The organism is Paraburkholderia fungorum (assembly GCF_046027215.1).
GTDB classification, from domain to species: Bacteria; Pseudomonadota; Gammaproteobacteria; order Burkholderiales; family Burkholderiaceae; genus Paraburkholderia; species Paraburkholderia fungorum_D.
Genome location: NZ_JAQQEN010000003.1, coordinates 100,449 through 120,101 on the forward strand (window position 1 = coordinate 100,449; position 19,653 = coordinate 120,101).

The following is a 19,653-nucleotide window of genomic DNA, read 5'->3' on the forward strand; positions in this document are numbered from 1 at the left end:
AGACGGAAAAATCGCGCCTATGGATCGTTGGACACAACTTGAATTTTTCGTTTTGACGGCAGAAACCGGCAGTCTTTCCAAAGCGGCGGAGCGGCTGAACATGTCCAACGCCGCAGCGAGCCGCACCTTGAACGCGCTCGAAGAGCGGCTCGGCACGCGCCTGATAGAACGGACCACGCGGCGGCTCTGGCTGACGGACGCCGGGCGCGAGTATTACCTGCGCTGCAGCACGATTCTCGCCGAAGTCGCTGAGGCAGACGCCGCCGCCAGCGATGCGGCATCGCAGCCGCGCGGCACCTTGCGCGTGACGAGTTCCGTTTCGTTCGCGCTCATGCATATCGCACCATGGTTGCCCGAATTCAACCGGCAATATCCGGATCTGGCCGTGCAGGTCGTGGCCGCCAACCGATATCCGGATTTCATCGAATCCGGCATCGACGTCGCGATCCGCACACGCGAATATGAAAGCGATTCCGGCATCACGGTCAGGCGGCTCGCCGAAACGCGGCGGGTGCTGGCCGCCTCGCCGGGTTATCTGGCACAGCATGGCAGCCCCAAAACACCGGACGACCTCGCGCAGCACAAGATGCTCGTGTACAACCTCGCCGCCGATCCGTACGTGCTGCATCTGACTCGCGGTGACGAAACCCGCGCTATCCCGCTCAGAAGCGCACTCGATTCGAACGAAGGTCAGGTAATTTGCGCCGCCGGCTATGCAGGCATGGGCATCGTGATTCAACCGCTCTATCTCATCTACGACGATATCGTGGCGGGGCTTCTCGTGCCCGTTCTGGAAGACTGGCAACTGCCGCGCCTCACGATCAATCTCGCGTATCAAAGCAGACGCTACCAGCCCGCCAAGATCCGCGTTTTTACAGAGGCGTTGATCGCGCGGGTTGAACGGCTCGATCTGGCGCGCAAGTGGTCGACGGTGTCGGCGTGAAGTCAGCACTGGCAGCCGTGCGGAAGCCGCTCAATTGTGAAGCTCATCCCAGATCAGCAAGGTGAGTTCGAAAGCTACGCATTTCAGCCGGCCGGCTTCTCGGAACACCACACCGAAGAGCCCATTTTCTGGAAACCCATCCTATTTCGTACGCGATATAGTCCCTTGGAACTGGCTTCCTTGTGTTGGATGCTGCTTGCCACATTGCACATGCGTTGCTCGCCGCGCGAGCTCAAACCCCAAAAGCGTAGCCCGGCGTCCAGCTTTTGGCGGCAGTTCACCGCCAGAACCATCTGCTCGTGTGCTCACTGACAGCGTGAACGTGTCAACTCAAAACCGTGTTTCCACCGCCACGCGAGCAATAAACTGGCTCGGACCACTCGACGTCCCATTCGGATCGAGTACGCCAGCGATCAACGCGCGTGCGCCATGGTTAGCGCGCTGGTAGACCCCCTCTACGTACACAGTCGTGCGCCTGGACAGGAAGTAATCCAGGACGGCCGTGATCTGATGTGCGTGGTTGTTGTTGAGGAATGCATTGCCCTTCATGTACATATAGTCCGCACCGATCTGCCACTCCGGCTGGAACAGCCAGCTCCATCCAACTTCGCCTTCGGTGATAGCACCGCCATTGAACGTGTTGCGCACGGTTGTCAACAAGGCCGTCATACTTACATTCGCAAACTGATAGTGCCCGCCTACACCCCAGTTACGGATGCCCACCTCTGGCGCACCTGTCGTCAGATATTTCACTTCAGTATAGGCCGCGGCCATCCCGAATGGACCGTTTTCATAGTTCACGCCAAAGCTCACGGAGTTGCCGCTTCCTAGTGAGCCCGGCACACCGCCGAACCCGTATAACGCGCCAAACCTGAATCCGCCGATCGAAGGAGACTGGTATTTCACTGAACTGTTAACCGTCGCTCCAGCCATGCGATCCCAGTCGAACTGCTGGGCAAACGGCGGATTTGCCGGAATTCCGATCCTGCTAAAAGGACCGGCGCGGAAATTGTATAAGCCCCCCACTTCCAACGCCGCATCGGCGCGTCCCGAGAATAGCGAGTCGGTCATAAAGTCGTACTGGTTACCGAGCGTCACACTGCCGTAGCTGTCACTGACGAGACCCACATATGCGTTCCGCCCGAATAGACCCTGCCCCGCCAGGATCGAACCGGTGCCAAGCGAAAACTGATCGACAAGACTGAACACCGCGCGTACTCCGTCCCCTAGATTTTCGATCCCTCTAAAACCAAGCAGGTTCGGCACAAGCGCGCCATCGTCGAATTTAATATTCTTGCCGCCGCCCTCGTTGCTCACGTAAGACAGGCCGGCGTCAATCAATCCGTAGATCGTCACGCTGTCGCCCGTCGGTCCTCCGTCCGCATGAGCCTGAGCAACTGCGAACGCAGAGAGAGAAGCACACCATAATGCACGATATTTCATTGATCCATCTCCTAAATTTACTTCCTTTGTGATTGTTTCAGTAATCCTCTTTAAATCTTCTAATTGTTGCCATACTGAAACACTGGCAGTCCGAACGTCCGACCTAATATTGATGTTTGACCCCACCGGGTCAAATGCTGTGGCCTTCTTGCGGTGAGGCCCAATGTTAGAAGGAAACGGAATGCCGACCCCCTCCAGCAGTGTGCGCAGTCTTTTAACGAATCATGGGAGCTGTTCCACAGCCTGATATGACGAGTACAGAACACCCGGACGATGTGATTCGAAAGCGCGTGTGTCACCGAATCTCATCGTCACTGGCTTACCACGTGACGCAGGAGAAACTGGGGACGAATTTACACCGCCCGTACCGTGGTCTTCGGGCCAGTACACAACGTCATGGCGAGCGTTGTTTCCAGCCGCTGAATCAGACGCCGTTCAGCCCGACGATAAAAAGGCACTCGGCAAAAATGCGCCATCTGGACCGAGAGAATGGATGCTTCCTTTCGATGGTTTTAATGCCAGCTTCCTCTCGTTTTTCGTTACTTCGCTATACCAATTGTTTACGTCGACTCTGCCACGTAGTTCCACATGAGACTTGCTTCTCGGGTCGATTTATCACTGGCGCGAAAGAATACGACTGGATCCCAGACTCTCAATGGAAAGTTCCAGAACCGTCCCACACGTAGCGTCGACGCCCTCAAATCGTCAGCGGATGCTCCCGACACGCACGCCGATGCTGCGTTGTACTAACACGAATATATCGGCCAAATTGAGCGCACTTGCCTCCAGCCTGCACCGCTTCATCCACGGATTTCCTTTAACCGCCAAATGCTATTTGTTCACTATACGCACAATATTTTGCATACCGAACGTGCCCAAGTGGAGCGGATACTACTGGCGAAGCCTCGCAGCGCAAATGCGGGACAACCCGCAACGTGAGTGAGACTGTACTAGCCCGAATCCTTGTTCGTCCTCCAAGGATCCGGGCTGCAAGCTGCAACGTGTCTTTCTGCGACAAACAGAAGAGCCACCACAAATTTTGGCCTATACCATGCTTCTGCTATCGTCATGCGTCGGGCATCGACTCCGAAGAGAGGAGTCACCCCACGGAACTTCATCATCGGCTTCCCCGACGACTAGTCCGAACGCGCCAATTGCCGCCAGACACCGCAGCAGGGCTATCTGGGAGCGTAGTACGCTCTTAGGGCCGCCTGTCCTAAGGAATTTTTGAGGCGCTGCCCGGACGCCGAGCTCAACCGATACTTATCGCCTTCCCAGACGAAACCTATCTGGAGAAGCGACCCTGACCAGACGATTTCCTGAGTCGCAGATGTGCGACCTGGAAATGCAGACCGCCCGTGCTTGCCTCAAATTCCCGGACGATCAAGACGTACCGTCCTTCAGGGCAGCCAGACGATGACGAAGCTGTGCCCGCGTCAAACCCAGTTCCCGGGCCGCCCCGGATACGTTTCCGCCTCTTTTCCTCAAGGCTTCATCGATAGCGGCCCTCTCTATTTCGGCTAACGAGCGCCGGCCGACCAGAGTCCTAATGGCTGTGTAATCGAGGTCGTTGTCCTCGACGGCTCGCTTGAAGCGGGCGTCTGCGAGACTGCCGTTATTTTCAGGTGAAAGGAAGGCTTTCTGTAACGCGTCCTGCCTGCTGAACAGGTGAAACGCGTCTATCGCCTCACCGTCTGTTGTCAGGATCGCCGCGCGCTCCACCATGTTCTCGAGTTCACGGATATTGCCGGGGAACTCATAGAGGAGCAGCGCGTCGATCGCGGCGGAAGTGAGACCCTGCACGCGCCGGGCTGTCGTTTCATTGAAGCGTCTGAGAAAAAGATCAACCAGTGGTGGGATATCGCCGCGCCGCTCCCGGAGCGGGGGAATAGAAATCGGGAACGCTTCCAGCCGGTGTCGAAGATCTGCGCGAAAAGTCCCTGCCGAGACCGCTTCGGCCAGATCTACGTTGGTTGCGCACACCACGCGAACGTCAACCTTGGTGGTTCTGGTTGAGCCCACTCTCGTGATTTCTCCCTCTTGAAGAACTCGCAGCAGTTTTGCCTGGGCCGTCAGGCTCAGGGTTCCGATCTCATCAAGGAAAAGTGTGCTTCCGTCGGCTGCTTCGAACCAGCCCGGCCGCGCGGCTACGGCACCTGTGTATGCGCCTCGCTCCACGCCGAAAAGTTCGGAGTCTATAAGGCTGTCCGGGATTGCAGCACAATTCAGACAATAAAGCCGTTTCGAGGACCGCGGACTCGAGCGATGCAGCGCCCGGGCAAACACCTCCTTGCCGACGCCAGTCTCGCCTTGAAGCAATACGGTAGTCGTTAGCGGTGCGACGAGTTGAACCAGATGCCATGCAGCCAGAAAGCGCGAAGATGCGCCTACCACGCCTTCTGCGAGTAGTGTGGCGTGGCCCGAAGCAGCGAGAGAAGCAATCGATGTTGCATCACCAATCACATCGGAACCGTCTTCGCGGGCCGCCCACTCCTCCACCGTGCGTCCGACAATACGGCAGACTGCACCCCCTGACGCTGAACACTCTACTTCGCGAAACAGAATCGGGCGTCCCATCACAACGCTTGTGTACCCGGATGCGTAGCCAATCTGCATCCAGCACACCGGCTCCGAACTCCCGCCGAATGAAGCGACATGGGCTTCGGCTTCCGCGGAATTTCGCCAGGTCAGTACGCTGTAGTGATGGCCCGTTTCCACATCCGTCTCAATGATTTCAGGCTCAACGAACACTTCTCCGCGAAGTGCATGCAATTGCGGACCGATGAGAAATGCATCGAGATTGGGCTGCCCGGTTCTGAGCTTCATTGCGAGCATCGCCTCACGGGCACCCGCCGCGTGGCCGGCGTTAAACAGGATCTTCTTCGTTTTCTCCACCCCTACGCTCTCGACCAGTTGCCGACGCAACGCGGTCAGCGTCTCTAGATTCAGGACCACCACGCGCTGGTCATCGAGCCAGACCTGGCCATCGTGAGGTGCAAAACGAAGTCTTGCGCTCAGATCCGATATGTCGGGTAGCGGTGAGAGGTTGCCCGCCACTGCATCGGCGGATCGGTCCGCGCGGAACTTCAGTGGCAAATCCGTGAATCGGGTCATCGTGTGGTGATCTCCTGAGCAGGTTGGTTGTTCTCAGCCGATGGTAAACGTTGATATGGTTGTTCACAGCCAAGAATAGCCCTTGGTCTCTGAAGCCGCACTCCATGAGATTTCACTGGAAGTCCCGCCCAAATGTCAACTCCGTCGATTCCCTGCTCGTCTGGCATGGTATCTGCATTAGATGTTCTGCCAAACGAAGCTTTGGCCTTCTAGAACCAATCAGAGGATGACAAATGGAAATGCTCGCAGATCCCGAAATCGCTAAACTGAACACCTCCCGGGCTACCGGGCCACTCGCCTCGTTCTTCGATGCACCTGAGCCGGATTGGACGATTGTCGAAAAGGCGAGATCCCTTGTGCCATTTATCCGCGAAAACGCGCAGGCCTCAGAAGACAATCGCCGGGTACAGGAAACCGTCGTCGAGGCGCTTCAGTCTGCAGGTCTGTATCACATTTCAATTCCCGCGAGACTCGGCGGCAGCGGTGCCAATTTCAGAACGTTTATCGAGGCGGTCGCAGAAGTTGCCCGCGGTGACGGCGGAACAGCGTGGGCCATGGCACTTCTGAACGTTTGCACCTGGTTCGCCAGTCTCTACTCCGATAAGGCGCAACAGGAAGCATTTGCAGAGCCCGGCACCCGCATCTGCGGCATCTTCACCGCCCCAATTCACTCCGAGCGCGTGACGGGCGGATATCGCGTGACTGGAGAGTGGTGGTACGCGTCAGGCTCTCTCCACGCGCAATGGGCCAATCTCGGCATCAAGATTGGCGAAAACGCCGATGGGTCGCCACAGCTTGGACTGGCGCTTGTCCCCTGCTCGGACCTCCGCTTGCGCGACACATGGTACGTCGCAGGAATGCGCGCATCGGGCAGCAATACGCTGGTCGCAGACGACATCTTCATTCCGGATGAACGAATTCAGGCATTCGCCGACATGGCCGCCGAAAGCTACGCGCGCCCGGATTCCGACGAAGCAAACGACTACGCGTCGTTTGTTCCGGTAGCAGAAATCGTACTGGTTGCGGCTCAGCTCGGCCTGGCGCGAGAGGCAATCGAACTCACGCTCTCAAAAGGTGCGAGGAAGAACGTAGCGTATACGACGTTTAACAGTGTGAGCGTATCGCCAGTCCATCAGATCAAGCTTGCCGAAGCGACTTCAAAAGCCGATCAGGCGCACTTGCTCGTCGCTCGTGCATGTGCCGATATCGATCGCGCAGCAGCACGGCATGAGAAGCTGGATATGACCACCCGCGCACGCATTCGTATGGACACGGGAGCGGCAGGCCAGCTTTGTCGCGAGGCGATAAACATGTTGCTCAGCGTCAATGGCGCAAGCAGTTTCGCCCAGACAAATCCGCTCCAGCGCATCTGGCGAGACAGTGAAGTCGCCAGCCGGCATGCGTTCGTGTTGCCCGAGATGGCCAGCCTGATTTATGGACGCGCGCTGTTTGGTGTGAGTGACCTGGTCCAGATCTACTAAAGATCCCCACGGACTAGCTCTGCCTTCTCGCTCTGAGTTATTTAACTTTCACCGAGTTCAGGATGTATAAGTTAATCGCAATCTATGTTCGCCCCGAAGACCCAGCGCGCTTCCAGAATTACCTTGTCGAAACGCATCTGCCGCTGGTTGCCCGCTTCCCCGGACTCCAGGCCATGCACTATTCCGTAGCTATCCACGCCGGCGAAGACGATAAACCGTTCGCGGTAGTTGAATGTGAGTTTGCCAACGAGAAAGCATTACGCGACGCCCTGTCATCCCCCGAAGGAAAGATCGCCGCGGCTGATGTGGAGAACTACGCCACGGCCGGTGTCTCAATCCTGACGTACGAACCGCGTACCTTCCCTCTGACTCCTACTACTGGAGGGCGACATGAACAGCGAATTGGGAAGTGACTTCAAGCTCGCCATGCGGCGGCTCACTTCCACCGTCACCGTTCTAACCTGTAGCGTGGCCGGTCAGCGATTCGGCATGACCGCAACGGCCGTTACGTCGGTCTGCGCGGAACCGCCCTCTCTGCTGGTCTGCGTCAATAGATCGGCTTCATTTCACTCTCCGATGGCAGACGCAAAAGGCTTTTGTGTCAACCTGCTTAAGGTGGGGCAACAGAATGTCTCGGCGGCCTTTGGCGGCAAAAAAAAGGGTGACGAAAAATTCACAGAAGGAGTCTGGCTTTCGAGCGTCGATGACATCCCCTACCTGGCCGACGCACAAGCCAACATCTTCTGTTCGGCCTCGGAGAACTTTTCTTTTGAAACGCACACGATCTTCGTTGGACGGGTCGAAAGTCTATTGATGGCCGATGAAATAAGTCCACTGCTGTATCAGGACGGCGGTTTTGCCAGGGCCCTGTCTCTCGCGGGTGGCGCGTAAACCGCCGGCAGCGAGCCCTCACTCGGCTAGTTAAGGTTTTCTCGCCGCAGGGTAAGTGAGCAGGAGTGTCGGCGCGCGTGAATGGCGTCGGCACCCGTGGATGGCGCATTGATGGTAGAGCTCGATGCCGTCATGACCCGACCGTGTTTGCTAAAAGCAAAAAAAACGAAATTGATTGGAGACTGCATGAAACTGAAAAGGAACGCTGGTCGATCATTCCCGGTCGTGTTTACTCTCGCTCTCTGCACAGCGTCAGGTGTGATGGCGTTTTTCCCCAAGCCCGCCCTCTCGGTCACAGGAGCCGTTCCTGAATATGCCACGGACGCTGAGAATTGCGGTCGTTGGGCATCACTGCCTCCTGATTCCCCCATGCGGGCGCCCGTCGAGCGGCATGACGCCACATCTCTTCAATATAACGATAGATATGGTGTTGAAATTCCCGCGCTTCACGTCGGCGCTCCCGCTATCTCTCGCCTCTTTATTGGGATCTCCAGTGCGAAAATACCCGGCGACTCCTTCGCTTCTCATTCTATCGCTCCACCGGACGCTCTTAACGTGGAGGCTGCGAAGCACAACGGGTTGCCCGATTACGTTCAATCATTTGGAGTCCTCTGATGTCGATGATCGATTTGGGTGCCGCCGAGGCCATTGCTGCAATGCGAACTGGTGATATAAAAGCGGAAGACTATGCGGGCGCCCTATTGACGCAAGCGGCGAAGTGCGAACGGTTAAACGCCTTCCTCACGCTTGAACCTCAGACGGTTATGTCGGCCGCACACGAAGCAGACAAGGCAAGATTGGCGGGCAGGAGGCTGGGAATTCTACACGGACTGCCGGTTCCGATGAAAGATAGCGTGGCTACCCGCGCACTGCCAACCTCCGGGGGCACGCGGACTCTTCGAGGCTTTGTGCCGACGGCGGACGCCGAGATCGTTACGCGGCTGCAGGACGAGGGGGCAATTTTGATGGGGAAAACCAACCTCAGCGAACTTTCATTCGGCTGGACCAACAACAATGCTGTTTTTGGTCCTGTCCGAAATCCTTACGACACCGACTGCATTCCTGGAGGCAGTAGCGGTGGCTCGGGAGCCGCGGTCGCGGCGCGTATTGCGCCGCTTGCGCTGGCAGAGGATACATTGGGATCCATCCGCGTGCCGGCATCATGCGGCGGCATTGCGGGCTTTCGCCCCACATACGGACGGTATCCAAACAGGGGCGCCATGCCCCTTTCAATGACCAATTTCGATCAGGTCGGCCCGCTTGCGCGCTCGGTCACCGACCTCGCTTTGTTCGACTCTGCAGTGACCGGTGCGCCGCAGAACATCGACGGAACACCTCTCGATGGCGTCCGAATTGGGGTTGCTGCTCATTTCTGGTCGAACCTTGACCCCGAAGTTGAACGGTTGGGCCAAGAAGTACTGCGAAAGCTACGTGCTTCTGGAGCTGTGATTGTAGAAGCGGATATTCCGGACACAGTCAAGGCCGCTGAAGAGATCGCTTTCGCGATCATCGGTCATGAGATCATGCCGGGAATCACGGCATACCTTGCAATCCACGGCAGCAGTATGGAATTCGAGCAAATATTCGCCGGAGCAAGCGAGGGAGTCCAGTCCATGCTCGCTGCCATGGCAATGCCCCCCAACCGCCCCGATCGATCGGCCTACGAGGCAGCGCTCGCACGGCGGGAGGAGTTAGTGGTCGAAACTCGTCGCCATTTCAGGGCACAGGGAATTACGGCGCTGGTGTTTCCGACGATCATGACGCCGCCGCCTCGAATCGGAGAAGACACCGAAGTCGAGATCAACGGTCGAAAGGTTCCGATTTCCGTTGCCATGGCGCGCAACGCGTCGCTCGGGAGCTGTGCCAGCATGGCTAGCCTGGTATTGCCTGCAGGTCTGAGTTCGCGCGGGTTGCCAGTTGGGGTCGAATTTACCTCGCTTGCCCACACGGATCGAGCGTTGCTTTCGTTGGGCCTGAGTCTCGAGGATGCGCTCGGCGTGCGACCGACGCCGCAACTTTAACCGGGCCGCGCATTTGATTAGCTGCGGCGTAAAGCGATTCCAGTGTGCACGAAAGTTCCCGCTTGGGGCTCGCTTTGCCGCCATTGGGCCGCATGGTCTCACTGCTCGGTGCGCCGCAAGATCGCGCTCACCCTTTTGCACCAAGAAGAATCATAGATACGCATCGTATTACGAAATATAGTCTGGGAATAATCTCCATTGCGATGTTTAACTAGGATTTATAAACTCGCAGTTATCTCATCATGAAAATACATATTCACTTTCCTATACACAAGGACGAATCTCGTATGAAGTTCCGCTCACTCACGTTCGCGTTGTTGTCACTGACCAGTATCGGCACCGCGGTTGCTGTGCAGCCCGCCGAACAGCGCGAGACAGTTGCGCCTGCGTTTTCTTATCCCATTGCCAATACTGCCGGAAAGACGCTTTCCGCTTTGGTCGTCAACTACGCGCCTGGGGCCAAGACACCCGCTCATCGACACGGTCGATCATTTGTGGTCGGCTATGTGCTGGAGGGATCAATCCGCAGCAAGGTCGACAATGGAAAAGAGGTCGTCTATCGCGCTGGCGAGAGCTGGGCCGAGAAACCGGGCGCGCACCATCGCATGAGCGAGAACGCGAGCTTGACCGAGCCTGCAAAGTTGCTGGCGATTTTCGTCGCTAATACCGACGAAAAAGATCTGGTCGTTTTCGACAAGAAGTGAGATGTGCCCACCCGAGTCCTTCAGTAGAAGGTCTCAGGTGAGCTGCTTTGGGTACGTTCTGCTTCGGTTTCTCACAGGAGGGTGCGTGACTCATATCAACGCTCATTTCGAATATGGACTCCATCGCTTTCTCTATATTTCCGCCTCTTCCGAATAGAGAGTTTGCGGTCAGCGCTCGAGACATCGCGGAGTTTCAGAAACTCTCGGTTGAGTTTGTTGCGGAGATTTTCATCAAGCTTCGTAGGGCGCGGCTAACCGAAACCACAGAGGGGAAAAATGGGGGATTTTGTCTTGCCAAGCGTGCGAATCAGATCAGGGTGCTTGCCGTCGTACACACGATCGATTGAGCTAAGCTCGATCCATACGGTGATGGTCGATACCAAAAAGCGCCCCGTGAAAGGTTCTGTCGTCTGAGACTCTCTCGTGACGCACGGATATCAAGCGTCGGCGCAGCTATGATGCCAAAATCGTGCGGTGGAACTGAGCCTGGGACCCTTCGATGCAGTGTGTTGCCCTGGACGTTGCCGCTCATGTTGAAAACCATGAACATCCAGCTTGAAAAAATACGACCGACCGTCTCTGCTACCGGGATCACCGGGCTCCAGACAGAGTTGATTGGGCGCCTCCTTTGCCTGTCATTGCCCTCCAAAGCAAGCTCCGCGCGATGCCCAGAATCGTGAAGCAGCACCACGCCGGCATCTTTGACGAGCCGCTGCAAGGGGGCCTGACCATCTGTTTTTCGTGTTCACCCGATAGTTTCCCGAGGCGGCATGGAGCGATAGGAAGTCGGGCGAGTCGCACGGAAGCGGTCATTTCAACGCTAGGTTCAGGAAAACCGCTCCGCCGCCATTGCTACCACGGTGCCGCAGGACCAGCCGGCATCGACACTAGATGAAAGAATTCTGCATACCCTCGTGCATAGGTGCATAAATGGCCAGTCCAGATCTGAACGACGTCGTTTCGTTGCTCACGGTTGCGCGCGAACGGAGCTTTACGCGAGCTGCGATCTTGCTCGGCGTGTCGAAGTCGTCTCTTAGCAGAACGGTGACTTCCCTCGAAACGAAGCTCGGAATGCCCCTACTCCTCCGCACAACCCGCAGTGTGGCCACGACGGAAGCTGGGCAGCGGCTTCTCGATGCCATTGCTCCGAAACTCGAGGAGATCAAGGCCGAGTTGCGGGCCGTCGCCGAGCTTCCCGAGAGGCCCGTTGGCACCGTGCGCATCTCCGCTGCGGACTACATAGCGAACCAATACGTATGGCCGAAGCTCCAGGGACTGCTACGGGAACATCGGGACCTCCATGTTGAACTTATCAACGACTACGGGGTATTCAGCATCGCCGCAGATCGGTTTGACGTCGAGGTGCGTCTGGGAGACCAGGTAGAGAAGGGCATGATCGCTGTACGCATTGCGCCTGATGAGACCGTGGCGATCGTAGCATCGCCTGAATATCTTCAGGAAAGGCCCGCGCCAACGGATCCCGGTGGACTTACGGACCACAACTGCATCAATCTAAGGATACCCACCGAAGACACCGTCATGCAGTGGGAGCTCAGAAAAGGCACACGCCGCCTTGACGTTAGAGTGGGCGGCCAGCTTGTTTTTGATAACCCCTATCAGATGCTTGATGCCGCTTTGAAGGGATTTGGCCTCGCATACCTTCCAAAGGCCCTCGTTGAACCAGATGTGCAGGCTGGGCGACTTCGCTGGGTTCTTGAAGACTGGTGTCCAACGTTTACTGGACATCACGCGTACTATGCGACGCAGCATCAGTCTTCGCTCGCTGTGCGCCTCGTCATTGGGGCCCTGCACTGCAGGTAGCGTTAGCCGTGAGACTGAACCGCCCCGGGAATCGTGGAGGCTGGTTGGTTTAAGTTAATGCGCGTTCGGCGACCGATGCTTCAAGTCGTCGATAGTAGTTTGCCTCAGTTTCAACTGGCGGGATGTAGCCGAGGGGTTCCATCAATCGATGATGATTGAACCAGGCCACCCATTCCAGCGTTGCCAACTCGACGGACTCCCGTGTTTTCCAGGTGCGGCGATGAATCAGTTCGGCCTTGTACAAACAGTTGATTGTCTCGGCCAGTGCGTTGTCGTAACTGTCGCCACGGCCACCAACCGAGGGCTCTATGCCCGCTTCGGCCAATCGCTCGCTATAGCGAATGCCAACGTATTGCGAACCTCTGTCGGAGTGATGTATCAACGTTCCATCGCCGCCTGGGCGCCGCGCATAAAGTGCCTGTTCAAGTGCATCCAGAGCGAAATCTGTAGTCATCGACGAACTGACGCGCCAACCGACGATCCGTCGGGCGAACACGTCGATCACGAAGGCCACGTGGAGCCAGCCCTGCCACGTCGAGACATAGGTGAAATCAGAAACCCAGAGCTGGTTTGGCCGGTCTGCTGAACTGTCGGTTGACCCGATCCAGCGGGCGAGCGGCCGCCGCATCGGCAATGGTCGTGCGAGCACGTTCAGGCTCCGGCGCTGCCGTGGGTAGCTCGTTTCCATTCTTTAACTAGGACTGGTATAGTCCTCGTTAATGAATGTGTTTTGCCCGCGCATTCATGGCATGTGTATGGGCGCAACCGCGCCGATCGGCCGCCATCGCGATCCGCGCACCTCACACTTCAATCTGGAATTTTATCCGTGACTAAACGCCTTCTCATTATTGGTGCCGGCTTTGCCGGAATGTGGAGCGCGCTTTCCGCAGCTCGAGCCGCCGATGAGGTCGGCCGCTCGAACGAACTGGAAATCGTGGTGCTCGCCCCCGAAGCTCGTCTGAACATCCGCCCGCGTTTTTACGAAACCGATCTGTCTGAAGCCTCGTTCCCACTTGCCGAGTTGTTCGAAGTAACAGGTGTACGTTTCGTGGAAGGCTTCGCAGAGCAGATTGATCCCGACACACGCGCCGTCACCTATATTGGGCACAATCAGGTTCGCGAATCGATTCATTACGACCGGCTAATTCTCGCGACTGGTAGCCGTTTGGCCGCTCCGAACGTACCCGGACTCGGGCAGTACAACTTCAGCAACGACAAACTGCCGGACGCCCAACGACTGCAACGCCACCTTTTGGCACTCGGAGAGCTGCCGGATACACTGACCCGCAACACTGTCGTTGTCGCAGGGGGAGGCTTCACCGGCATCGAAACGGCAGCAGAACTCCCATCTTATTTGCGCAGAATTCTCGGCGACAACACCGCGATTCAGGTCATTGTCGTGGAACGTGCCGACGCGATCGGCCCCGATCTCGGCCCTGGACCGCGCCCCGTCATCGAACAGGCATTGTCTGAACTCGGCGTCACCGTTCGCCTCGGAGTCGGTGTATCCGCCATTGATCCAAAAGGCGTGGTACTAAGCGACGGTTCGCGCATCGAAAGCCAGACTGTTATCTGGACCGCGGGTCTACAGGCAAGCGAATTAACTCGGCAAATTGCAGGCGAACGTGATCGTCTCGGGCGTCTACATGTCACGCCCGAGCTTCGCGTAATCGGACAGGAGAATATCTTCGCGGCCGGCGATACGGCCTACGCAGCGACGGATGACAAAGGACATCACGCCTTGATGTCGTGCCAGCATGCGATGAATTTGGGACGGTCCGCCGGGCACAATGCTGCCGCCGATCTGCTCTACATCCCCACGATCCCGTACGATCAGGTGAACTATGTGACCTGCCTCGATATCGGCCCTTGGGGCGCGGTGCAAACCGAAGGCTGGGATCGACAGGTCAAGCTCACGGGTGCTGAAGCGAAAAAACTCAAGCAGCAGATCAATACGGTCTGGATTTCCCCCCCGCGCGCAGATCGCGCCGAAGCCTTCGCAGCTGCCGATCCGCACCGCCGCCTTGTGTAAAACACGCCCGATGTGTTTCTGATCAGGGCACACGACCGGCGGTCTATCGCATCACCGGTCTTTCTTCTCTACTGGCGCTTGCCGCCACGATTCTTTATACCGTTCAGACGCGCGTCATCCCGGGCGTCTGCACGCGCGCCGAACCATTCCACAACATCATGACCGAATCGGGCCGGCTCCTTCTGTGCGAGCCCCTCGGCCAGATCTGCCAAGGTCGTGGCAGCCAGTTCAGCGCGCATCTGTTTCTCGGCACGCAACATCACGGCATGGATACCGCAAACTCCCTTGGTTGCCCATGCAGGGGGTTGGCTTTCGAACAACGCGCATCGACCGCGGATCTCCTGACAATCAAACAGCGGCTTCTCTCCCTCAACCGCATCCACCACATCAAGAACCGTGACCCGGTCTGCTGCCTGGGCGAGAACATATCCCCCACGAATACCTTCCGTCGCCCGGACAATGCCGGCTTTTTCGAGTTTCTGAAACAGCTTTGCCATGTAGGGAACGGGTGCCCCCTGTAATTCGGCCAAGTCACGGCTGCTAGCGCGTACTTGCGGCGATTTGACCATCCACAGGAGACAGTGCAATGCGTATTCGACGCCTGTGCCAAAATGGGCCATACATTTCGCAGATAAAGGTCAAACAGGTATCTTACCGCAAGTATGCCAACACAATTCTGACCTTGGTTGCCTCTCCTGTCAGCCTGGCTTCAGGTGCGAACACGTAGGTCTGTCGCGCCGAGCGGCCGTGCGACCCGCCCTTCAGAGCGAGCAGACAACGCGAGCAACGCGTGTTCGCTCGATGCGGGGCCGACGAGACTCAGCCCGAACGGCAGGCCGCGGTCGGTGAAGCCGGCCGGCACGCTGATCGCCGCGTGGCCGAGCGGGTTCGCAATGGCTTCGGAGAACGGCGTGTAGTCGATGCGCACCGCTTCGCCGCCGAGACCTGCGAGCATCTCGACGGCGTCCAGATAGCACGCGCGCACGTGCTGGTTGCCAAAAAACTGCAGCTGGCCTTCGTGCGGCACGCCGAAGCGAAAGCCAACGGACGCATTGTCTCCGGCCGTATCGGTATGTGGCCTCTGTTGCCCCGTCAACACTTCGAATACCTGTGCGGCATCGGCGACCGTCAGTGCAAACACGGGCGCGACATCGAAAGTGCGGTTGCAGTACAGAAAACCTTCAGTGTCGATCACACCGGGTGTGGACTTCAGCCCGACGATGTTATTCAACGCGGCGGGTACGTGCCCCGACCCGCCAGTGTCGGAGCTGATCGAAAGCGATACTTGCCCGGTCGCGACAGCGACCGCGGAACCTGAACTCGCCCCCCCCCCCGGGAATGTAGCGAGCATCGAATGCATTGCGGCAATACCCGGTCAGCGAGCGGGTGCCGACAAGGCCGGTCGCGAAGTGATCCATATTCTGCTTGCCGATCAGAATCGCGCCTGCCGCTTCGAGTGCGGTGACAAGCGGCGCGGTGCGATTCGCGATCCGGGCGAACGCCGGGCACCCACCGGTGGTCGGCAGACCGGCGACGTGAGCTCGAACCCTGCAACCGCGTTAAGCATCGACGAACAGGCGGCGCCGATTCTGTTACTTGCTTCGGACGAAGCCGGTTATATCACCGGGACTGTGTTGCCGGTAGCCGGCGGTGACACGGGCTGAATTACGAATGGCTCGAGCCACTCGCTCGAGCCATCTATTTATCAGGCTGCCGGGCTGGACAGAATGTCGCCGCCCTACCCGGGCGGCGCGCGTCCGGGCATTTAGAAGCCGTGGAGCGATGCGAACTCTTCAATGGAAGCCTTCGGCATTTGCGGCCGCTGCTTTGCCCACTCCGGATCGCCGAAGCCCATAGCCATGCTGCACACGACCAACTCCTCAGGAGCAAGCGGCAGATTGGCACGGATAACAGCGTGGTAGCGGGACAGGAATTCCTGAGTACAGGTGTCAAGCCCTCGCGCTTTTGCCGCAAGCATGATGTTCTGAATAAACATACCCAGATCAAGCCAGCTTCCTTTCTCGAGACGTCGATCGATCGTAAAGATCAGACCAACCGGCGCGTCGAAAAACCGGCAATTCCGCGCGCTCTGTGCCGCGCGCGCGGCGAGATCGTCGTGGGCAATCCCCAGTGAGCCGTAGAAGGCCGAGCCGAATTCACGCCGGCGTGAGGCAAACGGCTCCGGCAACGGGTCCGGCAAGTACCTGTATTCGGACGCATGCTCGCCAGGCGCTGTTTCATGCGCGTTACCGATGGCCTTGGTCAACGTCGCTTTCGCCGCCCCCGTTGTGACATAGACGCGCCAAGGTTGCACGTTCGCTCCCGTACCCGCATAACGCGCCGAATTCAGAATGCCCGTGACGATCTCAAGATCGACTGCGCGGTTCAAATAGAATCGATTGGCAAATCGACTCATCATGACTTTCTCAACTTCGGTTGATACTTGCAACGTTTTTTCCTGAACATCAGACATGGTTCATAGTCCTATCATTTGATGCATTACAACGCTTAATACCTTACGCTGCCCATATTAGAATGCCGGGTGGGAAATCACCGTTCCCAATTCGAACCGAGAATGATGCTGCAGAGGTTCACGCGCTGGAAGCCCGGATCCTTGTGGGCAAGGAAATCGTCATTAAAAGTGCCGAATGTACTGGCAGGCCGATGCGCCATTCCGTGATAGAACGTATCGATCATCTTATGGGCAAAGTCGGTCTCGCGAGGATAGGCAGCGATCACCGCTTCGCGTTGTTCGTCTGTGAACTGCTCAAAGCCACGCCCCGCCACGTCCATTCCCGCGCCGGCCTGGACCAGGGCGATCTCTGAATTCATGTGTTCAGGAATGCCCGGCGTGGTATGAAGTGCGACGGCGGCCCAGACTTTCTCAATGTCCCCCTCGGAGATCTTGTGGCTTCGCAGAAAATCGCGCGCGGCATTTGCGCTATCCACTTCAAAGCGAAGCTGGCTCTCCTGATAAACCGATGTCAGGCCGAGATCGTGGAACATGGCGGCGACGTATAGCAACTCCGGATCGAAGCTCATGCCCTTGCGTTTCCCGAGCAGGGCGCCCCAAAAGTAGACGCGAGTCGAGTGAGAGAACAGCAACTCCCTTTCGGTGTCGCGAATGAGCTGCGTTACCTCGCGCGCCAATTGACTGTCAGGGATTGCTACGCTGGAAATGTCGTTCGTTGCCATGGTCTTATCCTCCTCCGCATCAGAACAGATCGTTCTGTTGATAAAGAGAAAAGTACACTTCTCTCGGGTCATAATAAAGTGCCAAGATTGATATCTTTGAATGTACCATTAGAAACATGCCGACCCTCCCCTTCGGCCTCGATCGCTCCGGAAGCATCTCGCTGTCCACACAGATCTACTGCTCAATCCGGAACACAATCGAGACAGGCCAGCTTGCCTCCGGCGCACGGCTGCCTTCCTGGCTGGATCTGGCGGCTCAGCTCGGCGTCTCCCGAGGCACTGTGCGGGTGGCCTATGAGCGGCTGATCGACGAGCAATTCGCGATCGGTCTGGGGGTAGCGGGTACTCGCGTGGCCGAACGCCACGGCGCTTCGGGATGACAGCACTCGCAACCGGGTTTGCGAGAAACTTCCGCCGCAATCGATAAACCGTTGTCCAATGAACGCCCAGCAGTTTCGCGGCTACTAATGCAAGCTTTTCGAGAGTGATCCACGCCCCAGTGGCCGGAGAATGTCTGCTACTTCCGCAGCGCGATTAGCCGCTCCCTCCGAAGCCGCCATTTCCCGCTCCTTGTTGTTGAGCTTCGTCAGACGCGTTAGCAAAATAAACGGACATCCGCGCGTCCATGCGTTGCCGAAACGGAACGCGCAAAAAAACGTGCAGAACCACTGCCGCGCGCTTATCTGTGGGAGAAAATTGAGGTCTTACATTAGCGTAATTTACGGGCACATCAGCAGTTACTACGGACGGCAACATCACGCACGATCGCTGCACCTGTCAGTTGGCACACCGGCACGCGCGCGCCCCGCTATCGCGGGGTCGCGGTCGCGCGAAGTCTGAGCGGCAGGGAACAGCTACCCGCCGCGCACCGGCGTGGCGACGCGCCTTAGAAGATCTGCTTGATACCGGCGGTCACACCAAACTGGTTACCGCCCGCAACGGGATTCCCGCCCGGGGCGCCGGCGCTGACCGACATATTGAGTTGCCCACTGTTGTCGACATAGCCGGCAGTCAGGTAGGCCGACGTGCGCTTGGAGAGCAGGTAGGTTGCCCGCACTGCCCCGAGCCACGCCTTGTCGTCACTACGGCGGTAGTCCAGGTAGTAACCTTCGGCTGCCAGGTTGACGTCCGGGCGAATGTCGTAGGACACGCCAAGGAAATACTGGTTGCTACGCGGGGTTGCGCTCGCGCCATTGCGACGTGCAATGACACCGGCGCCGACCTTGGTGCTGTCCACAATTACGTAGCCGCTCAGCACGGCGCGATCGTCCCTCAGGTTGCTACGGGTGAGACCTGCGAAGGCACCGGGGCCGCCGCTCAATGAGTCATACGCGGCGTTCACGCCCCACCAGCTCGTCTCGTACATTACCATCGCCGACCATTCGCGGCATTCGCGCGCGTCCGCGGGGTTCTGGCCAGGGCAATTCGCTGCCGACGGGCTCGGCACGGCAACGGCCGTCGCGTCACGGCCGAAGCTGTACGTTGCGCCAACGGTCAGGCCGCCGAACTTGCCCTTGTAGGAAAGGGAATTGTCAGCGCGAGCATTGGCGGGATAGCTGTCCATCAGGCCGTACACATTTGGACCGAGAAGGTCCGTATTCAGCATCGCCCACAGCAGCATCGTGTATTGTCTGCCAAAGCCGATTTGCCCCCACGTATTGGACTGAAGGCCAACCCACGCCTGACGGCCGAAGAGACGACCGCCCTGATTCAATGCACCCGTGCCCGGAGCGAAACCGGATTCCAGAACAAAGACGGTACTGAGCCCACCGCCCAGATCTTCCGTGCCACGGATACCCCAGCGAGACGGCACGGTGCCGGATATGCTTAGCATGCGCGTGACCGTACTGCTTTGCGGGCCAACCTTGTTCAAGAACTCAACGCCTGCATCGACGATGCCGTACAGTGTCACGGACGATTGCGCCCATGCGGTCGGCGCCATCAGTGCCGCAACGGCACCCGCGGCGGCCATTCTCAAATGCAATTTCCTCATTTTGCTATGTCTCAT

16 protein-coding genes and 3 pseudogenes are annotated in these 19,653 nt (G+C 57.8%); 11 read left to right on the forward strand and 8 right to left on the reverse strand.

Annotated features, from left to right (window positions below; all coding sequences use genetic code 11):
• Positions 1–19 precede the first annotated feature (19 nt).
• Positions 20–943 (forward strand): LysR family transcriptional regulator, encoded by a 924-nt coding sequence (locus PQR27_RS36270; protein WP_408528498.1) that lies wholly within the window; start codon positions 20–22, stop codon positions 941–943.
• Between the two features lie 330 nt (positions 944–1,273).
• Here the strand turns inward: PQR27_RS36270 and PQR27_RS36275 are convergent, their stop codons facing one another.
• Both PQR27_RS36275 and PQR27_RS36280 read right to left on the reverse strand, forming a co-directional pair.
• Positions 1,274–2,386, reverse strand: coding sequence for a porin (locus PQR27_RS36275; protein WP_408528499.1), 1,113 nt, complete (start codon positions 2,384–2,386; stop codon positions 1,274–1,276).
• 1,383 nt (positions 2,387–3,769) lie between these two features.
• The gene (locus PQR27_RS36280) at positions 3,770–5,500 is read right to left on the reverse strand and encodes a sigma 54-interacting transcriptional regulator (RefSeq protein WP_408528500.1); all 1,731 of its coding nucleotides are present in this window, start codon (positions 5,498–5,500) and stop codon (positions 3,770–3,772) included.
• A 233-nt stretch (positions 5,501–5,733) separates the two neighbouring features.
• Between PQR27_RS36280 and PQR27_RS36285 the strand changes: the two genes are divergently transcribed.
• The 7 genes from PQR27_RS36285 to PQR27_RS36315 all read left to right on the forward strand — a co-directional run bounded on the left by PQR27_RS36285 (position 5,734) and on the right by PQR27_RS36315 (position 12,418).
• The gene (locus tag PQR27_RS36285; protein ID WP_408528501.1) at positions 5,734–6,981 is read left to right on the forward strand and encodes an acyl-CoA dehydrogenase family protein; all 1,248 of its coding nucleotides are present in this window, start codon (positions 5,734–5,736) and stop codon (positions 6,979–6,981) included.
• Positions 6,982–7,043: 62 nt separating this feature from the next.
• Complete coding sequence (locus tag PQR27_RS36290; RefSeq protein WP_408528502.1) at positions 7,044–7,394, forward strand: EthD family reductase; 351 nt, start codon at positions 7,044–7,046, stop codon at positions 7,392–7,394.
• Positions 7,372–7,872 carry a flavin reductase family protein gene (locus PQR27_RS36295; protein WP_408528503.1) on the forward strand — a complete coding sequence of 167 codons (501 nt, stop codon included), beginning with the start codon at positions 7,372–7,374 and terminating at the stop codon, positions 7,870–7,872. Before PQR27_RS36290 ends, PQR27_RS36295 begins: the two co-directional genes overlap by 23 nt.
• 614 nt (positions 7,873–8,486) lie before the next feature.
• Entirely contained in the window at positions 8,487–9,893 is a 1,407-nt protein-coding gene (locus PQR27_RS36300) for an amidase family protein (RefSeq protein ID WP_408528504.1), read from the forward strand.
• Between the two features lie 287 nt (positions 9,894–10,180).
• Complete coding sequence (locus PQR27_RS36305) at positions 10,181–10,597, forward strand: cupin domain-containing protein (RefSeq protein WP_408528968.1); 417 nt, start codon at positions 10,181–10,183, stop codon at positions 10,595–10,597.
• A 113-nt stretch (positions 10,598–10,710) separates the two neighbouring features.
• On the forward strand, positions 10,711–10,944 hold the full coding sequence (locus PQR27_RS36310; protein WP_408528505.1) for an RrF2 family transcriptional regulator: 234 nt from the start codon (positions 10,711–10,713) through the stop codon (positions 10,942–10,944).
• A gap of 583 nt (positions 10,945–11,527) precedes the next feature.
• Positions 11,528–12,418: a LysR family transcriptional regulator gene (locus PQR27_RS36315; protein WP_408528506.1), complete on the forward strand. Its 891-nt coding sequence runs from the start codon at positions 11,528–11,530 to the stop codon at positions 12,416–12,418.
• Positions 12,419–12,467: 49 nt separating this feature from the next.
• Here the strand turns inward: PQR27_RS36315 and PQR27_RS36320 are convergent.
• A pseudogene (locus PQR27_RS36320) lies at positions 12,468–13,062 on the reverse strand (IS3 family transposase); the annotation flags it as partial.
• 182 nt (positions 13,063–13,244) lie between these two features.
• Between PQR27_RS36320 and PQR27_RS36325 the strand changes: the two are divergent.
• A complete protein-coding gene (locus PQR27_RS36325) occupies positions 13,245–14,450 on the forward strand; it encodes an NAD(P)/FAD-dependent oxidoreductase (RefSeq protein WP_408528507.1) in 1,206 nt (401 codons plus the stop codon).
• A gap of 68 nt (positions 14,451–14,518) precedes the next feature.
• Here PQR27_RS36325 and PQR27_RS36330 read toward each other — a convergent pair whose 3' ends face one another.
• Together PQR27_RS36330 and PQR27_RS36335 are read right to left on the reverse strand one after the other, a co-directional pair.
• The gene (locus PQR27_RS36330; RefSeq protein ID WP_408528508.1) at positions 14,519–15,070 is read right to left on the reverse strand and encodes an RrF2 family transcriptional regulator; all 552 of its coding nucleotides are present in this window, start codon (positions 15,068–15,070) and stop codon (positions 14,519–14,521) included.
• 89 nt (positions 15,071–15,159) lie between these two features.
• Positions 15,160–15,810 (reverse strand): amidase family protein, encoded by a 651-nt coding sequence (locus tag PQR27_RS36335; protein WP_459251667.1) that lies wholly within the window; start codon positions 15,808–15,810, stop codon positions 15,160–15,162.
• Positions 15,811–16,012: 202 nt separating this feature from the next.
• Here PQR27_RS36335 and benD point away from each other — a divergent pair.
• A pseudogene (gene benD, locus PQR27_RS36345) lies at positions 16,013–16,114 on the forward strand (1,6-dihydroxycyclohexa-2,4-diene-1-carboxylate dehydrogenase); the annotation flags it as partial.
• A gap of 101 nt (positions 16,115–16,215) precedes the next feature.
• On the opposite strand, the gene PQR27_RS36350 reads toward benD, so the two are convergent.
• Both PQR27_RS36350 and PQR27_RS36355 read right to left on the reverse strand, forming a co-directional pair.
• Entirely contained in the window at positions 16,216–16,923 is a 708-nt protein-coding gene (locus tag PQR27_RS36350; protein ID WP_408528509.1) for a nitroreductase, read from the reverse strand.
• Between the two features lie 77 nt (positions 16,924–17,000).
• Complete coding sequence (locus PQR27_RS36355) at positions 17,001–17,645, reverse strand: HD domain-containing protein (RefSeq protein WP_408528510.1); 645 nt, start codon at positions 17,643–17,645, stop codon at positions 17,001–17,003.
• 116 nt (positions 17,646–17,761) lie between these two features.
• Here PQR27_RS36355 and PQR27_RS36360 point away from each other — a divergent pair.
• Positions 17,762–18,007 (forward strand): annotated as a pseudogene (locus tag PQR27_RS36360) (GntR family transcriptional regulator); the annotation flags it as partial.
• 524 nt (positions 18,008–18,531) lie between these two features.
• On the opposite strand, the gene PQR27_RS36365 reads toward PQR27_RS36360, so the two are convergent.
• Positions 18,532–19,638, reverse strand: coding sequence for a porin (locus PQR27_RS36365; RefSeq protein ID WP_408528511.1), 1,107 nt, complete (start codon positions 19,636–19,638; stop codon positions 18,532–18,534).
• Positions 19,639–19,653 lie beyond the last annotated feature (15 nt).

What these genes read in the sequence shown, in the direction of transcription:
- PQR27_RS36270 (WP_408528498.1), top strand. Translation starts at nt 20, where the DNA reads ATGGATCGTTGGACACAACTTGAATTTTTCGTTTTGACGGCAGAAACC.
- PQR27_RS36275 (WP_408528499.1), bottom strand. Translation starts at nt 2,386, where the DNA reads ATGAAATATCGTGCATTATGGTGTGCTTCTCTCTCTGCGTTCGCAGTT.
- PQR27_RS36280 (WP_408528500.1), bottom strand. Translation starts at nt 5,500, where the DNA reads ATGACCCGATTCACGGATTTGCCACTGAAGTTCCGCGCGGACCGATCC.
- PQR27_RS36285 (WP_408528501.1), top strand. Translation starts at nt 5,734, where the DNA reads ATGGAAATGCTCGCAGATCCCGAAATCGCTAAACTGAACACCTCCCGG.
- PQR27_RS36290 (WP_408528502.1), top strand. Translation starts at nt 7,044, where the DNA reads ATGTATAAGTTAATCGCAATCTATGTTCGCCCCGAAGACCCAGCGCGC.
- PQR27_RS36295 (WP_408528503.1), top strand. Translation starts at nt 7,372, where the DNA reads ATGAACAGCGAATTGGGAAGTGACTTCAAGCTCGCCATGCGGCGGCTC.
- PQR27_RS36300 (WP_408528504.1), top strand. Translation starts at nt 8,487, where the DNA reads ATGTCGATGATCGATTTGGGTGCCGCCGAGGCCATTGCTGCAATGCGA.
- PQR27_RS36305 (WP_408528968.1), top strand. Translation starts at nt 10,181, where the DNA reads ATGAAGTTCCGCTCACTCACGTTCGCGTTGTTGTCACTGACCAGTATC.
- PQR27_RS36310 (WP_408528505.1), top strand. Translation starts at nt 10,711, where the DNA reads ATGGACTCCATCGCTTTCTCTATATTTCCGCCTCTTCCGAATAGAGAG.
- PQR27_RS36315 (WP_408528506.1), top strand. Translation starts at nt 11,528, where the DNA reads ATGGCCAGTCCAGATCTGAACGACGTCGTTTCGTTGCTCACGGTTGCG.
- PQR27_RS36330 (WP_408528508.1), bottom strand. Translation starts at nt 15,070, where the DNA reads ATGGCCCATTTTGGCACAGGCGTCGAATACGCATTGCACTGTCTCCTG.
- PQR27_RS36335 (WP_459251667.1), bottom strand. Translation starts at nt 15,810, where the DNA reads ATGCATTCGATGCTCGCTACATTCCCGGGGGGGGGGGCGAGTTCAGGT.
- PQR27_RS36350 (WP_408528509.1), bottom strand. Translation starts at nt 16,923, where the DNA reads ATGTCTGATGTTCAGGAAAAAACGTTGCAAGTATCAACCGAAGTTGAG.
- PQR27_RS36355 (WP_408528510.1), bottom strand. Translation starts at nt 17,645, where the DNA reads ATGGCAACGAACGACATTTCCAGCGTAGCAATCCCTGACAGTCAATTG.
- PQR27_RS36365 (WP_408528511.1), bottom strand. Translation starts at nt 19,638, where the DNA reads ATGAGGAAATTGCATTTGAGAATGGCCGCCGCGGGTGCCGTTGCGGCA.